This is a genomic window from Zobellia russellii, from assembly GCF_044597075.1.
Lineage (GTDB): Bacteria > Bacteroidota > Bacteroidia > Flavobacteriales > Flavobacteriaceae > Zobellia > Zobellia russellii.
On the sequence record NZ_CP139000.1, the window covers coordinates 2,146,512 to 2,162,225 of the forward strand.

13 protein-coding genes are annotated in these 15,714 nt (G+C 40.0%); 3 read left to right on the forward strand and 10 right to left on the reverse strand.

Features of this window, described 5'->3' with window-relative positions:
* Positions 1-103: 103 nt before the first annotated feature.
* The 3 genes from SJY45_RS08705 to SJY45_RS08715 form a co-directional block, all read right to left on the reverse strand.
* Positions 104-1,156: a M12 family metallopeptidase gene (locus SJY45_RS08705; protein ID WP_400074120.1), complete on the reverse strand. Its 1,053-nt coding sequence runs from the start codon at positions 1,154-1,156 to the stop codon at positions 104-106.
* A 193-nt stretch (positions 1,157-1,349) separates the two neighbouring features.
* A complete protein-coding gene (gene kynU, locus SJY45_RS08710) occupies positions 1,350-2,621 on the reverse strand; it encodes a kynureninase (protein ID WP_400074122.1) in 1,272 nt (423 codons plus the stop codon).
* 56 nt (positions 2,622-2,677) lie between these two features.
* Positions 2,678-3,145 carry a GNAT family N-acetyltransferase gene (locus SJY45_RS08715; RefSeq protein ID WP_400074124.1) on the reverse strand — a complete coding sequence of 156 codons (468 nt, stop codon included), beginning with the start codon at positions 3,143-3,145 and terminating at the stop codon, positions 2,678-2,680.
* Positions 3,146-3,212: 67 nt separating this feature from the next.
* Between SJY45_RS08715 and SJY45_RS08720 the strand changes: the two genes are divergently transcribed.
* Positions 3,213-3,854: an O-methyltransferase gene (locus SJY45_RS08720; RefSeq protein WP_400074125.1), complete on the forward strand. Its 642-nt coding sequence runs from the start codon at positions 3,213-3,215 to the stop codon at positions 3,852-3,854.
* On the opposite strand, the gene SJY45_RS08725 is transcribed toward SJY45_RS08720, so the two are convergent.
* The 7 genes from SJY45_RS08725 to SJY45_RS08755 form a co-directional block, all read right to left on the reverse strand.
* A complete protein-coding gene (locus tag SJY45_RS08725) occupies positions 3,820-4,392 on the reverse strand; it encodes a phosphatase PAP2 family protein (protein WP_289061843.1) in 573 nt (190 codons plus the stop codon). The two genes, SJY45_RS08720 and SJY45_RS08725, sit on opposite strands and share 35 nt — an antisense overlap.
* A 2-nt stretch (positions 4,393-4,394) precedes the next feature.
* Entirely contained in the window at positions 4,395-4,733 is a 339-nt protein-coding gene (locus tag SJY45_RS08730) for a twin-arginine translocase TatA/TatE family subunit (protein ID WP_215441970.1), read from the reverse strand.
* Between the two features lie 83 nt (positions 4,734-4,816).
* On the reverse strand, positions 4,817-7,129 hold the full coding sequence (locus SJY45_RS08735) for a M1 family metallopeptidase (RefSeq protein ID WP_400074128.1): 2,313 nt from the start codon (positions 7,127-7,129) through the stop codon (positions 4,817-4,819).
* Between the two features lie 60 nt (positions 7,130-7,189).
* Positions 7,190-7,696 carry a DUF6702 family protein gene (locus SJY45_RS08740; RefSeq protein WP_215441972.1) on the reverse strand — a complete coding sequence of 169 codons (507 nt, stop codon included), beginning with the start codon at positions 7,694-7,696 and terminating at the stop codon, positions 7,190-7,192.
* 49 nt (positions 7,697-7,745) lie between these two features.
* Positions 7,746-8,576 (reverse strand): carboxypeptidase-like regulatory domain-containing protein, encoded by an 831-nt coding sequence (locus SJY45_RS08745; RefSeq protein WP_400074130.1) that lies wholly within the window; start codon positions 8,574-8,576, stop codon positions 7,746-7,748.
* Between the two features lie 57 nt (positions 8,577-8,633).
* Complete coding sequence (locus tag SJY45_RS08750; RefSeq protein WP_400074132.1) at positions 8,634-9,416, reverse strand: carboxypeptidase-like regulatory domain-containing protein; 783 nt, start codon at positions 9,414-9,416, stop codon at positions 8,634-8,636.
* The gene (locus tag SJY45_RS08755) at positions 9,403-10,152 is read right to left on the reverse strand and encodes a hypothetical protein (protein ID WP_400074133.1); all 750 of its coding nucleotides are present in this window, start codon (positions 10,150-10,152) and stop codon (positions 9,403-9,405) included. Before SJY45_RS08755 ends, SJY45_RS08750 begins: the two co-directional genes overlap by 14 nt.
* A gap of 331 nt (positions 10,153-10,483) precedes the next feature.
* Between SJY45_RS08755 and SJY45_RS08760 the strand changes: the two genes are divergently transcribed.
* Positions 10,484-14,443, forward strand: a complete 3,960-nt coding sequence (locus tag SJY45_RS08760) for a hypothetical protein (protein ID WP_400074135.1) — start codon at positions 10,484-10,486, stop codon at positions 14,441-14,443.
* 33 nt (positions 14,444-14,476) lie between these two features.
* On the forward strand, positions 14,477-15,628 hold the full coding sequence (locus SJY45_RS08765) for a gliding motility-associated C-terminal domain-containing protein (protein ID WP_400074137.1): 1,152 nt from the start codon (positions 14,477-14,479) through the stop codon (positions 15,626-15,628).
* The last annotated feature ends 86 nt before the right edge of the window (positions 15,629-15,714 follow it).

Consider the following 15,714-nt stretch of genomic DNA (forward strand, 5'->3'; position numbering starts at 1 on the left):
CGAATTTAACATCTAAGGTACTTTAAAAACGCCAACCTATAAATCAAAAAAAGACCATCTTCTATAGATGGTCTTTGAGTTCGTTTCTGGCCCATATTTGGTTTTAGCTACATCGTTTAATATAATTCCAGCGTGTATAGTCCCGTTGGTACAAACGACCGTAATAAAGCACATAATCCCCTACCCTATAGCTTTTACTTGAGGCGTAATCAGCAGTAGTATCGCATAGGTCTTCCTCCGGTTGCGGATTACCGCCACCACCGCCCGAAGAAGGGTAAGCAGCATTGGTTCCTTGAATATCCAAAGTAGACAAACGTGCTTGTCTTTGTGGCAGCGTATTTCCGTTCAGGTCCGTTATAGTAGGCTGTCCATTTTTACTGAATGTGTAGCTACCGTACATCATTATTGAGTTTACATCAAAAGAACCGGTAAGGAAGGTTGCGGAAGTACTTTTGTAGAACTGGTCCTGAGCATTGGATTGAATATTTTCCGTACGGATTATAATATGGTCATCCCTATCTGCCCTGTTCTGTTCATGAATATAACCCAAGGTATGCCCCAGTTCATGTATGATGACAACGGCCGTTGCACGAGTCCCTAATCTAATATAACCACGAGAATTGTACATTCCTAAAGTTGCCACCCCTGAATTACTATTGGAACCTGAAGAGGATATGGTAACGTAATTAGATTGATTGGTACGTTCTTTAAACCTAACGTTGGTTTTATTGGACCATTCGTCAAACGACTTTTGCAACTCACTGCGCACGCTAGAACTTAAACCGTTAATTACATAATACACCGTATTCTCCGGCCATTTTCTAATGCCGCCTGCCAACGCCAATCCGGACAATTCTTCTCCAGGAACGGGATTAGGGTTATAGCTGTCAGGCGAATCTGCCAGTTGCTCCTCGAACAAGCGTGTGTCCGTACCTGCCAAGCTATAGGTGCCATCCTCTTCTAGTTGTACCTGTACGGCATCGCCCATAAAGTATTTTGTAATAAATTCAGCATCTTGATCAACCGGAACTTCTGCTTTGGGAGCAACAGAAGTTTCGGCATCAAGCTCAGTGGTATCATCGGAACAGGAGGCTATTACCAATGTACTTACTGCCAATAAAAGCATAAGACGAGTAGGAAACGTTTTGTTTTTCATATTTTTCAATTTAGTGTTCATTTTAAATTTTGGGGCCAAAACTTACTTTATACGTACGAGATGAACCACCATAATAGCCGATGAATGGTCAATATTATCGATGAAATACACTAATTAAAAAGTTTGAAATACCCAAAAATCGCCCCTATCCCATTAATAATGGGATAAAACGCCTATTGAAAGAATATGGAAATTATAACGTCTTGATGCCTTCTTTTAAAATCTGACCAAAGCGGTACATATCTTCATACGAACAGTAAAAAGGAGCTGGTGCCAAGCGAATAACATTAGGCTCCCGCCAATCCGTAATGACTCCGTTATCCATTAAATAATCAAAAAGTGGTTTGCCCTGTCCGTGAAGAAAAACGGATAATTGGGTACCTCTATCCTCTGGAGTTATAATCTCAAAAGTGGTTCCGTCTATTTCGGCATCTATTTCATGAAGAACAAACTCCAAATAGGCCACAATGCAATCTCTTTTCTCTAGTAAGGCATCCATGCCCACTTCCTCGAACATCTCCAAAGAAGCCAAATATGGTGCTACGGATAGTACCGGAGGATTGCTCAACTGCCAAGCATCGGCATTAGCCATGGGTTCAAATTCCGGTTTCATTAAAAATCGGGTTTCCTTTTTGGTTCCCCACCATCCCTCAAACCTGGGTATGTCCTTTTTATTCAAATAACGCTCATGGATAAATACACCGGAAGCATTTCCGGGTCCGCTATTCATATATTTATAGCTACACCACGCGGCAAAATCCGCATCCCAATCATGTAGTTTTAATTCTATATTTCCAGCACCATGGGCCAAATCCCAACCTACATTGGCACCTACGGCCTTACCGGCCTTGGTAATGGTTTCCATATCAAAAACCTGACCGTTGTAATAATTTACGCCCCCAATAAGAACCAATGCCAACTCATCTCCCAACTCTTCTATCTTTTGAAGAACATCTTCGGTACGCCAGAAATGCTCACCATCCCTTTTCTTTACCTCTACCAAAGCATCATTGGGGTCTAACCCATGATTTCTAACCTGACTTTGCAGCATATACTGATCTGACGGAAATGCTTTTTCCTCACAAAGAATCTTATAACGTTTGCTCGTAGGTCTATAGAAAGTAACCATCAAAAGATGAAGGTTTACCGTTAGGGTGTTCATTACGGATACTTCCTCTGTTTTTGCCCCCACTACCTTGGCCAGTGGTGCCGATAACTGCTCGTGATAATCCCACCATGGTTTATCTGAGTGAAAGTGACCTTCTACGGCAAGCTCTTTCCAGTCGGTCATGACCTCATCTACAAACTTTTGGGTACGCTTAGGCTGTAATCCAAGGGAGTTTCCCGTAAAATAGATAACCTGTTTTCCATTTACTTTAGGAAAATAAAATTCATCGCGATAGCTTCGTAATTTATCTTCAGAATCCAACTTTTGGGCAAACGCTAAGGTGTTCTCGAATGTCATAAAGGTCTTTTTTTCAAAAATACAATTTCAGAAGGGATATTAAAGCTATTGCAGGGCTACTTTAAATCAACAATTCGCATCTCAATAATATGCTTTTTAAAACCTGCTTTTTCATAGGCTTTAATAGCTGCATCATTTTCATCATAAACGGTAAGGCGTATTTCTGTAATACCTTTTGAAATGGACCAATCCCGCAAGGCTTTCACCACCTTTTTATTGAGCCCTTTTCCCCTAAAATCCGGATGCGTGTACATAAACCCCAAATAACTATAGATTTCATGATTAAGGTACGGTTTGGCCGGTCTGATTTTAGCATAGCCAGATGCTACCAAACGCCCGTTGAATTCAATAACTACCACCCGGGCTTCATTACTTTTTATCAATTCCCCCAAATCATAATAACTGATCGGGTCCTTCTTTAAGGTTGGGTCATACGGTCTTTCAAAAGCAATGATTCCTTGCTCAAATTCAAGCAATGTTTCCAAATCTTCCAATGAGGCACTTCGTGTTATAAATTCACTCATAGTATTTACGGTTATAGGCTACGGTTATGAAGTTCTAAAATACTATATATTTGCAGAAATTTCAGGCATGCATTTCTTATCTGCGGATTTAGAGAATTATATTCAAAACCATTCAGAAAACGAACCTCAATTACTTCAAGAGCTCACCAGGGAGACACATCTTAAAGTAGTTCGCCCACGTATGCTTACCGGACATTTTCAAGGTAGGGTTCTAAGCGTATTATCCAAAATAATCTACCCAAAAAACATTCTAGAAATTGGCACCTATACGGGATATTCTGCGTTATGTCTGGCGGAGGGCATGCAGAAAGATGGCCATTTACACACCATAGATATTAACGAGGAGCTACAGGAGATACAAGAGCGTTATTTTTCACGGAGTGCCTACAAAGACCAAATTATACAACATATTGGGGATGCCAAAAACATTATACCGCAATTAGATACTACCTTTGACCTTGTTTTTATTGATGCCGAAAAAAAGGATTATCCCGATTATTTTGAGCTGGTCATGAAAAAGACCCGACCCGGCAGCGTTATCCTATCCGACAATGTATTATGGTCCGGAAAAGTAGTTGAAGCTGTGGACAAAAAAGATAAGGTAACCCCTATTCTGTTGGACTTCAACAAAAAGTTAAAAGAAGACCCTCGCATAGAAACCGTTCTACTTCCTATTAGGGATGGCTTAACCCTAAGTAGGGTGCTATAAACCTAACATATAGATTATAAAAGAACAGTGCGGAAAGAACACCAACGGTAGAACCCACTATAATATCCGTAGGAAAGTGTACGCCTACAAAAATACGGCTGAATACAAATAATAACGGCCAAATATAAAACAGCCAACACCATTTAAAGCGGTTCCTTAGAAACAGCACCACGATAGTGGTAGCCGAAAAAGAACTAGACGAATGTCCGGAAAAGAAACTATAACTGGAGGAAGGTTTAAGAATACGGATCAATGTATTCATAGTTTCGTCATTATTAGGCCGTAATCTGGCTACTACTTCTTTGGTTAAATCAGTAAGGGTGGTCACAAAAAAAATCATTGCAACTATAGTGAGCACCACATAAATTGCTTCCTTTTTTGGATATTTTATAAAAATAAGAATGAAGAATAAAGCAAATAAAGGAATCCAAGTACTAAACTGGGTTACAATAAGCCAAAATTGATCGTACTCTTCAATGCCTAAATTGTTCAGGTAGATAAAAGTTTCCCTGTCCCATTCTAGAATACGATCCAGCAAATCTAACTTCTTTTGATAGTTCCCGTAACATCATCAACGCTCTTCTTAACGTCGCTTACTCCTTTTTTGATGTCGGTACCGATTCCTGAAGTAATATTATCCTTAACCTCATCAATATCCTTTTTGATGTCGGTTATAAAACTGGTGTCTATCCCCTGTTTATCGGCGCTTTTCTGAATTTCTTGTTTAATATCTTCCGTAGCGTCCTTTAATTGACGCATGCCCTTGCCCAGCCCTTTGGCTATGCCAGGAATCTTATCGGCGCCAAAAACCATGACAACGATGAACATGATAAAGAATATTTCGCCTCCGCTAATGAATAAAAAGTGCAATGAATACATATCACAAATATAATGAAGTTTACATAGAAAGACCTGCTAGGTTACGAAAACCTAGCAGGTCTTTTTGTGATATTAACAAAAATTTATTTGCCTTTAACAGCGTTTTCCTTCATCTTATCAAAATCAGATTTCTCTTCTCTCTTAGGCCATGCATTGTTAGAGGTATCTATATCTGCCGTTTCTGCCTTTGGATCAACAACAACACCGGTAAGTTCTGACTGCGAAGATATCACTACGCTCACCTCTTTATCGTTCTTGCGCCAGATTTCCGGTGGGTAGGTAATATTCTTAGTAGTTCCGTCCGCATACGTATACTCAACAATTAAAGGCATAGGTATTCCGCCCGGTTTATCATAAGTAACTTCATAAAAATACTTAGGCTCTTTAACAGCCGCTCTTTCTTCGGCAGTTAAATTATCCATCATAAACTCCTTAAGCGATTTTGAGTTTTCCGATGGCATTTTTCCTTTTATGTTAGGGTCAATTTCTTCACTACCTTCCTCTGCCATGTAAACCAAAGGTGGTAAATCTGCCTCAGAGATACCCCTTGCCGCCATGTACTCTTGCATTTTTTTGGTAGGCTTATCCGTAACATAGTACTTCTTAATGCCCTTTACCCCAATATCTACAAAATCAGTTGTATAGAACCATCCTCTCCAGTACCAATCCAAATCTACGGCAGAAGCGTCTTCCATAGTTCTGAAAAAGTCCTCCGGAGTTGGGTGCTTGAACATCCAACGGTGGGAATATGTCTTGAAAGCATGATCAAAAAGCTCTCTGCCCATTACGGTCTCGCGAAGAATATTTAAAGCGGTAGCTGGTTTTCCATAGGCATTTGGACCTAACTGATACACATTTTCCGGGTTGGACATGATAGGTGCAATGGTACTCTGATCACCTGCCATGTACGGAACAATTTTAGAAGGATCTCCCCTTCTTGACGGGTACTTGTCATTAGGCGCTATGGCTTCAGGGTATTTTTCCCCAAATTCTTGCTCGGCCATAAACTGCATGAACGTATCTAGACCTTCATCCATCCAACCCCATTGGCGTTCATCAGAATTTACGATCATAGGAAAAAAGTTGTGTCCCACCTCATGAATAATTACACTGATCATCCCGTACTTCACACGGTCCGAATATGTACCATCTTCATTGGGACGCCCATAGTTCCAGCAAATCATAGGGTATTCCATACCTTGTTGCTTGGCATGTACCGAAATTGCTTTTGGATAAGGGTAATCAAACGTATGTGATGAGTACGATTTTAAGGTATGCGCCACTGCTTTGGTAGAATACTCTTCCCACAATGGATTACCTTCTTTTGGATATAACGAAACCGCCATAACATCTTTGTTGCCCACCTTTACGGCCTGCATGTCCCAAATAAACTTTCTAGAGGTGGCAAAACCATAATCCCTTACGTTCTCCGCTCTAAACTTCCAGGTCTTTTTCTTTTCCGAAAACCCTTTTTCTGCTTCCTCTGCTTCTTCTTGGGTTACGATAAGTACCGGTTTATCATACGATTTTTTGGCCTTTTCAAAACGCCTCATCATTTCCTTTGAAAAAACTTCCTTTCTATTCTGAAGTGTTCCCGTAGCATCCAAAACGTGATCGGCAGGTACTGTAATGTTCACATCATAATCGCCAAAGGTAAGGGCAAACTCGCCACTACCCCAGAACTGATGGTTCTGCCATCCTTCTACATCACTATATACGGCCATTCTAGGAAAGAATTGAGCTATAACATAAGCTCGGTTTCCGTCCTTCTCAAAATATTCGTAACCAGAACGAGCACGGTTTATAGTATGGTTTGGAATATTGTAATCCCATTTGATAGAGAATGAAATTTGTTCTTTACTTTTTAAAGGTTGTGGAATATCTATACGCATCATGGTCTGGTTGATGGTATATTTTAACGGTTTTCCGTTAGCGTCCTTTACATACTCTATGTTAAACCCACCGTCAAAAGTTTCTGTCATATATTTTTGTGCAAAAGCACTGGTTTGTTCGGCTATAGGTACACCTTCACCATTCCGTAAGGGCGACTTTGACGTTTTTGCCCGTACGTTTTGATCCAACTGTAACCAAAGGTATTCTAGATGGTCTGGAGAATTATTGGTGTAGGTGATGGTTTCCGTACCGTAGATTTTGGCATTTTTATCATCTAGCTCAATATCCATTTTGTAATCGGCTTGTTGCTGATAATAATCCGGGCCCGGAGCTCCCGAAGCGGAACGATAGTTGTTGGGAGTCGCAAACTCCTCGTACAACTGTTTAAACTTATTCTGATTGTAATGACCGGGTTCTTTGTCTGCATTAACCCCTTTCTGTGCCATTAAAATGTTGGCAAATACAAAAAGTAACGTAGCTAGACCGTACTTTAATCTATTCATTTGTGTCTGTGGTTTTAAGCGTGGGAAAATATAATATTTTAAGGAATAGTTACCTAAATGTTATAATTTTAACATTCCTTTAGTACGAGATTTGACTAAAACAAAGCTTTTCTTATCTCCATCTATTTTTAAATGAACAACATTCTGCTGTTCTTCGAACAAATCTGTCAAAACTTCATTTTCTATTTGAACGGATTTTAAGGTGGCTAAATCCACATTGGGGACTTCCAGATAAAATATGACCACGTCCGCATCATATTTTTTTCCAATATATGTGTAAGAAGCATGGCTACCATTAACCTGCACCACAAATTTGGACCTCAAATATTTTTCTAAATATTCATCAGCCAGGGCAGACTCTTCATCGGTTGCCAATTGGGCCTTAAAGTCATATCGTTCTAACAACAACTTCTCTAAATCATCAATAAAAACACGGGACGTAATCTGTAGTGCCTTGTCCTTTTCCGAATAATTTACATTGGTTACGCTAACGTAAAACTTATGGGCAGCAGTAAAGGCCAATAGAGGTAGCACCAATACCACTAATAGTTGTTTAAAAGAATTCATAATCTCATTTTCTACTACAAAAATAGGCAAATGTTATGCCAAAACAGTACTAGTCTAGATTGTTGTTTTTTCTATACAATTGGCCTTTGGTTTCTAACAACTCATACAGAGCGGCCATCTCATTTGCGTTTGCCAATTCCTTAAAATCCACATCAACCATACAATAGTTCAAAAAGTCAGGTATTTGGTGTTCCGGAATTTTAAGGGTCTCTATAAAAACGAAGTCCGTAAAAAACAATCGTATCTCTTCTAACTGCTTATTCTCATTTTCCAGAGTTGCGTACCTCTTTAACTCCTTGGTTCTACCAGATATATCTTCCGATAGTCTAACAATTTTTAAATCTAGCCGAAACTTTGGCTTTAAAGTGACGGTATCATAGCCCGTAACTAAATCTAAGTATTTATTTATTCGAAGTTTTTCACCAACACCTTTTGGTCTTAGTCTTCCTTTCTTGTTTTCCAAACCCAACGATTGAGATGTTATGACCGAACCAACAGGAATTCTATTTAAATCCCTACTCATATCTCCCGTTAAATTATAAGGCATTACCACCACCTCCTCTAGTTGATTCAACACCTGTTGCAACGGTACAACCAGCAACTTGCTCTCTAAAATAGATTTGGTTACCACCACTTCTTTTCGTTTGAATTGGATTGCCGAAAAAACCAAAGTGTCATTAAGTTGAACATCTATGTCAAAAAAACCATCGGCGTCTGTAATGGTAGCCTTATTTGAAGACGTATTTAACACATGGGTGGCCATAACTTCTTCGTTCTCGCTAAAAACGCGTCCGTTTAAGGATATAGTTTCTTGGGCACATGATGTGTTTGCCACCACAGTTATGACACTCACAAAAACTAATTTTTGCAATGGTTTCATAGGATATGCTTTTAGCAATCTTCCACACTGAAAATTGCTTTTTATTACCTACATCACTTATTCCTGACCCTCATAATTCTCACGGTACACAACACTTTTCCTTTTCATGAAAGCCCAAATACTCAGCCGGTCATGTGAGTCTACAATTTGCTGAAAAGAAGAGTCTATCTCACAGAAATACATAAATTCATCAATCTTCTCCAGAGGGATTTTCAATTCTGTTGTATAGAGTGAATCTGCATAAAACCCCCTGACTCTTTGCGTTCTCTCATATTTCGCATTTCGTTTAACGCGGGCTTTCAACATTTTTTTTCGGCCTGTAACCATATTGATCAGCGGGTCCAAACTCATATACGGGTTTGCCGTTGCGGCCTGAAATTCACGTTCGGCCTTGCTTATGGGCTTTACATAGGCATTTGGCAATCCTAAAGTTGAAGCCGTAACTACAGGCTCTGTTTTTAAAGTATTTAGATCACTGGCTATATTTCCCGAAAGACTATATGGCATAACTATAACCTCATCCAGCTCCGTTAGAGCTTCTTCTAAAGGAATCATAAGAAGTTTACTCTCCAAGAGACTTATAGTTACCACAATTTCCTTGCGTTTGTACTGTACCGCAGAGAATACAAGCGTATCGTTAAGCTTTGCGGCAATATTAAAAAACCCGTCAATATCCGTAATGGTAGCCTTTTTTGTAGTGAAGTTTAAAACGTGGGTGGCAGCTACATCCCCATCTTTACTATAAACACGACCTTGAATTTCATCAGAAAATAAATCTTGAGCACATAAACGTGTCAAGAGTAAAAAAGAAATTAGAAAAAGAAATTTACTTCTCTTCATTCAATTGTTTTCGATAAGCCTTGCTTTTGTTCACCAGAAAATCGATTAATCCAAACTCGTTCTTCTTTAGCAACAATTGGTATTCTGGCTCATGCGTGTCTACATATTGCAAAAAATCATCAATAGCATCTTGAGACAGTTTAAGATCGGTCACAAAAAACTCATCATCATACACTTGACGAAGCACTTGGCTCATTTTCATACGCGGGCGCACCTCTGCATCCTCTTTTTTGCCGGCTTTGGCCAGGGCTTTAAAAATGTTTACAAAATTGGCACCATCCTTCATACCCCTTTCAGACTGACTTAAAGCTATATTTTCTACTTCTGAAGAACGATCAATATCATACTCTACCTTCTTAAATTCTTCATTTTGCAATTGTATAAACTTCTCCTCGTTCTCAGGGCTTACCACAACCTCATCCAATTCGGTAACCTTTTCGTTTACTTCAACCACCAAACGACCGTTTTCTATAATTTCATCCGTAATTTTAACCACTTCCAGTTGGTAGTTTACTGCCGTAAACGCCAATTCATCGCCCGCTTTTACCCGTATGGCAAACTGTCCCTTTTCATTGGAAATTACCGCACTTTCCGTAGTAATATTTATAATGTTCTCGTTAGGTACACTTATATTCCGGTACAACACCGTACCGCGCAGCAAGGAACGGTCATCATCTTGCGCATTCACTGCTATAAAAGAAAAAAGTACACATATTAGAGTAGGGATAATCTTCATTTGGTTGTTTTATAAATGTCCTCGTTAGGGATATGGTTTTTTATTAAATCAATTTCAGGGCAACTTTATAAGGAGTACTTTCGTACTATACTAGAGTTACCCGTAAGATAAATTATGTGGATAAAGAAAGTACATGTTTTGGTCTTAAAAAAACCATGGCGGCTAAACTTTTGTTAATTCGTATGTACAGAAATTTTCACATCATAACTATCAGGTAACCAGTACGTGCAATCCTTTTAGCCAGATGAACCTGTAGTTTGTCTTGTTAAATTAGTTAAGTACCAAGATAATTTTATTTTTGTTCACCCTAATACCTTAAATTTTAAACTTTATGCAAAAGCGCATCTCGATACCGTTATTTTTTGTCGGTTTTTTCCTCATCAGTTTTGCACAAGCACAAGTAAAAATAGGTGATAACCCTCAAACAATTGATCCCGCTTCCATTCTGGAACTAGAAAGTTCGGACAAGGTTTTGGTCATTACAAGAGTAGACTCTTTGCAAATGACAACTATTGTTCCCAATCGTGGGGCTTTGGTCTACAATACTACTGCAGATTGTGTGTATTATTATGATGGTGCGGCATGGATCAGTATGTGCGAAGGCGCAGATGGTGGTGCCCTCACGGCAACGCCTATTGTAAATTCAGAAAGTACTATTGTTATTACCCAAACAGCGGGTGGCAACAATTTTGAAATAGCTCCAAATAGTATTACCAGCGATCAAATATTGAACGGGGGAATTAACGGGGTAGATATACAAAACGGATCTATTGGACGGGGAAAATTAGCGCCAAATGCCGTAGATAAAGCTAGAATTGCACAAAATGCGGTTGGTCCGTACGCCATAGACCGCGATAGCCTTCCGTTAAGCTTTTTCAATAACGATGCCGGTTTTATTACGGGTGCCAATGTGGTAAGTGGTGATGCGGACAATTCCATTAGTGTAGGTAGTGATAGTGGCGCTTTCTTCGATGCAACCACTTTAGAAGATAATATTGCCGCAAATACGGCTGCTATTGCTGCAGATGGTGATAAAAGCAATACTAACGAAATACAGACCCTTTCCATTTCTGGAAATCTATTGTCCATAACCAACGGCAATGCGGTTACTATTCCTACTGCAGATGGATCGGACACCAATATAAACCAAGGTAATAACATAACTATAACCGGTAACGGTACGGCAGCAACACCTTATGTTATAAATGCTGCAAACGAAGTTGATGGCAGCATAACCAATGAATTGATAACAGGTGCTGTTTTAAATGCCGCTAATGAATTGGTTATTACAGAAGCAGGAACAAACACCACCGTAGACTTAAGTTCTTTGGCCGGTGGAGGTGGCACAGCAGATGGGGTTATCTCAAATGTGGTATATACCCCAGCGGATAACAATCTTACATTTACAGGTACTGGCGGAGGTTTTAACGGCGTAATCAATCTAGACGATTTAGATGGTGGTGGAACCGGTACTACTCAAAATGCCGCACAGGTGCCAGTTGCAGCCATTCCAGTAAACTATACGGCAGCTACAGCAGATGTAGAAGCTCATTTGGCCGGAATAGATGCTGCTTTAACCGGAGGAAGTACGGACGACCAAAATGCGGGCGAAGTACCAGTAGCACTTACAGCTACTAACTATACTGCGGCTACACAAGATGTTGAGGCTCATTTAGCCGGGATTAATACAGCCTTGGGTACAGCAGGAACTGCTCAAAATTTGAGTCAAGTTTTAACAACGGGTGCTAGCGCTGGAAATCTTAAAATTGCAGACCTTTCTGACCCAACTTTAGATCAGGATGCGGCTACAAAAAAATATGTGGATGATGTAGTAGCTGCCGGTGGTAGCCTAGCCGATGGCACTATTCTTATCGGTGATGCCACTGATACTCCGGTAGCGCAAACGATCAGCGGTGATGCTACTATAGATAATTCAGGGGTTTTAATCATAGAAAATGATTCAATTACTTCTCTAAAAATTCAGGATGGCACCATTGCTCTTGAAGATTTGAGCAATATGGGAGCAGATGCAGATGGTCAGATAATGAGATGGAGCGAAACTAATAGTGAATGGGAAATTGCTTCAGCTGCTAGCCATTCCGGTCAGTCAAAATCCATATTTTTCGCCAATGAAGATGGTGATCCAGCTCAAGCGTTTCACCCCACAAATGGGAATCCTAGTTTAATTTGGGATTATGAAAGTCGAGTGGTAGCTGGAAGACCATATGGAGCTTTAGGAATTGGTTTGGACGGCAAGAATATTAACAATAATGTAAAAGTTCATATTATTGATAATGTGGATGGAGATGTTTCCTACCCCTTAGAAATTCATAACGGCCTAGAATCAGCTGGATCGAGCGTTGGTGTTTTGTTCTCCGTTGATCGATTTGAAGACGGAAAGGGCGCTCTTATTTTTGAACGAACAGGAGATTATGGTATAGGGGATTTTCATTTTACTCTTAATCAGAATGATGCCGCAAGAGAAGCACCTCAAAGATTAACAGACAAAGCCTTCACCATAAAAAATAACAAAGACATCGTCCTTTATAATGGTATCGAAATTGCTGGAGACCGTGGAGATGCAAATCAGGTATTGACTTCTAATGGGGCTGGAGCCGTTTCTTGGGAAGATGCAGGTGAACTTTCCATTACTGATGCTGATGCAAATGATGCCTTAGTAGTTCAGACTGATGGTAAGGGTTATAATATTGGTGTTGATGATACTACGATAGAAATAATTTCGGATGCATTGCAAGTTAAAGATGCCAGTATCAACTCGTCAAAAATTACAAATGGCACCATCGCATTAGAAGATTTAAGCAACATGGGTGCAACAACCAACGGAGAGGTGTTAAAGTGGGACCAAGATAATCTAGTATGGAAAATAGGAACGGATGATGCCGCTTCTACAACCTATACTGGTGGAGCTGGTATAACGCTTACAGGAACAACTTTTGCTGTGGACAATTTAGCTGGAGAAGTAACCGGACCAACTACGGCTACAGTTATTGCCAATGATGTAATTGGAACCGATGAGTTAGCTGTCAACGCTGTCTTTGAAGAAAATATTAATGCTAATGCTGTTACATCGGCTAAAATTGCAAATGCAACTATTGCTATAGAAGATTTAAGTCCTATGGGCGCAACGGCCAACGGACAAGTTCTAAAATGGGATAATGATAATACAACATGGACTATTGGAACAGACAATGGCGGATCTACAGCCTATACCGCGGGTACTGGACTTACTTTAAGCGGAACTAATGAATTTAGTGTAAACGCTTTAGCAGGTGATGTTACTGGCTCAACTACGGCAACGGTTATAGCAACTGATGCTATTACTTCTTTAAAAATACTAAATGGTGAAGTAAAAACTGCAGATATTGCAGCAGGAGCTGTGGTTACAAATAGTATTGCCAACGACAATGTTACTCCTGATAAAATTTCACAAGGAACGGACGGTCAAATATTAACAACAAGCGGTACTGATGTTGTTTGGGCCGATGCCAAAAATATTGCAGAATCCAACTTAACTCAAACCACAGGAGAAGACAGAACATATAATTTAAATGGTCAGAAATTAAACTTTACCGGTTCGGGCAGTGTTGGTATCGGAATTTTCGGTGGCACAGAACCTGTTCAGTCTACAGATAAATTAGATGTAAATGGTCAAACGAGATCTAGAGGTGGCTTCGCAGCTAGTCCTGGCTCTGCAAATCAACCTAGCTACGGTTTTTACACAGCTGGCGATACAAATACAGGTATGTTCAGGGCAAGTCCTGATCAAATAGGCTTTTCTACTGGCGGTACAGAAGCACTAAGAATTGATGATGTACAAAACGTAGGTATTGGAACTGATACTCCCGCAGAAAGACTTCATGTGGCCGGAAATATTCTTGCTGATGGAAATTTAATAACCTCGGGAGATGTTATTTATGACGGAGATATCACTGACAATGTACCAGATTACGTTTTCCAAAAATACTTCTTAGGTAACTCAGAATTAAAAGGCACCTACAACTTTACAAATCTTGAAGAAGTGGAAGCTTTCATCAAAGAGAACCATCACCTACCAGGTGTTACCTCTGCTGTAGAAGCTAAGGAAAAAGGACAATGGAACTTGAGTGCTTCTAACTTGCAAAACCTTGAAAAAATAGAGGAACTTTTCCTTCACACCATAGAACAGGAAAAGGAAATCAAAAAACTTAAAGCGGAAAAAGAAGCCATGGCCAAAGAATTAAAGTCCATGAAAAATGATATAGAAGAAATTAAAGCACTTCTAAACAAATAAAACCGGGTCAATAAAGCGCAATCTGCATTGAACATGAAGAAACATCTTTACATAGCGGCACTTATTCTGGCAACGGGCGTACAGGCACAATCGGCTTTGTACAATACCGGCAACCTTCGTATTCACGATGGCGGCGTCATGGGTTTACACACCAACCTGGTCAATGACGGTAGTTTTGACGAGAATTTGGGTTTGGTAGGTTTTTATGGAGACAACCTCCGTACCATTAGCGGAAGCCTGCCCGCAACCTTGTACGATGTTGAGTTCGTAACTGGCGGTGGTACCGTAGTGCAGACCTCCTTAAATGTATTGAACAATGCCAATTTCATTACCGGAGATATTATTACCGATCGCGTACAACCTTCCATAACCCTTAACTTTTTGGCAGATGCCTTTCCCAACGGCCAGAGCGATATTAGTAAGGTAGACGGCTATGTAAGTGTAAATAACCAGCAGAACTTTATTTTTCCCGTTGGTGATTTTCAACAGTTGCGTCCGCTTATCTTAAATTCAGAAGGTATTAATAACGTGGCACGTTGTGCCTACTATATAGAAGACCCTAATAGCCCAAGTGTACTGCCACGCGCATTCAACACGAACAATAAAGCCGTAGAAATAGGTGATATTAGTACGGTTGAATTTTGGCATCTGGAAGGCTCCGTAGCTTCTTCCATTCAACTATCTTGGAACGAACGCAGCAACATGGGCCTTTTGACCAATGACGTGAACGAAATTGTAATTGTAGGTTACAGCAAATCTGCCAACCAATGGGTAAGTCTTGGCGGTCCCGCACCTGCCGGAAACCTAAATGAAGGTGTGGTAGCTTCCGGTTCATTTATTCCGGACGAGTATGAAGTACTTACTTTTGCCGCAATGGGTGAACCAAGAGATTATCTAGACTTGGAAAACTATTTTGTTTCACCCAACGGAGATGGCATTAACGATTTCTTGGAAATTCCGGAATTGGCCCTCTCCCCTAACAACTTTATGCAGATTTTTAACCGTGAGGGACTCAAAGTATTTGAAAAAGCAAACTACACCAATGAGTTTAACGGACTTTCCACACAAAATAATTTTGTGGTAACAAGAGATAAAGGCCTTCCTTCAGGTGTCTATTTTTACATTGTTACCCTAGAAGATTTGGACCTTGAGTTTCAAGGATTTTTATATTTGGCGAACGACTAATTACAAAAAGAGACCTAAAATGGTCTCTTTTTTTTACCGTTCATCGATCTTTTATACTACCCAGTTAGGGTGACAGAATATACCTA

What these genes read in the sequence shown, in the direction of transcription:
- SJY45_RS08715 (WP_400074124.1), bottom strand. Translation starts at nt 3,145, where the DNA reads ATGAGTGAATTTATAACACGAAGTGCCTCATTGGAAGATTTGGAAACA.
- SJY45_RS08705 (WP_400074120.1), bottom strand. Translation starts at nt 1,156, where the DNA reads ATGAAAAACAAAACGTTTCCTACTCGTCTTATGCTTTTATTGGCAGTA.
- kynU (WP_400074122.1), bottom strand. Translation starts at nt 2,621, where the DNA reads ATGACATTCGAGAACACCTTAGCGTTTGCCCAAAAGTTGGATTCTGAA.
- SJY45_RS08760 (WP_400074135.1), top strand. Translation starts at nt 10,484, where the DNA reads ATGCAAAAGCGCATCTCGATACCGTTATTTTTTGTCGGTTTTTTCCTC.
- SJY45_RS08750 (WP_400074132.1), bottom strand. Translation starts at nt 9,416, where the DNA reads ATGAAGAGAAGTAAATTTCTTTTTCTAATTTCTTTTTTACTCTTGACA.
- SJY45_RS08740 (WP_215441972.1), bottom strand. Translation starts at nt 7,696, where the DNA reads ATGAATTCTTTTAAACAACTATTAGTGGTATTGGTGCTACCTCTATTG.
- SJY45_RS08730 (WP_215441970.1), bottom strand. Translation starts at nt 4,733, where the DNA reads ATGTATTCATTGCACTTTTTATTCATTAGCGGAGGCGAAATATTCTTT.
- SJY45_RS08720 (WP_400074125.1), top strand. Translation starts at nt 3,213, where the DNA reads ATGCATTTCTTATCTGCGGATTTAGAGAATTATATTCAAAACCATTCA.
- SJY45_RS08765 (WP_400074137.1), top strand. Translation starts at nt 14,477, where the DNA reads ATGAAGAAACATCTTTACATAGCGGCACTTATTCTGGCAACGGGCGTA.
- SJY45_RS08755 (WP_400074133.1), bottom strand. Translation starts at nt 10,152, where the DNA reads ATGAAGATTATCCCTACTCTAATATGTGTACTTTTTTCTTTTATAGCA.
- SJY45_RS08745 (WP_400074130.1), bottom strand. Translation starts at nt 8,576, where the DNA reads ATGAAACCATTGCAAAAATTAGTTTTTGTGAGTGTCATAACTGTGGTG.
- SJY45_RS08735 (WP_400074128.1), bottom strand. Translation starts at nt 7,129, where the DNA reads ATGAATAGATTAAAGTACGGTCTAGCTACGTTACTTTTTGTATTTGCC.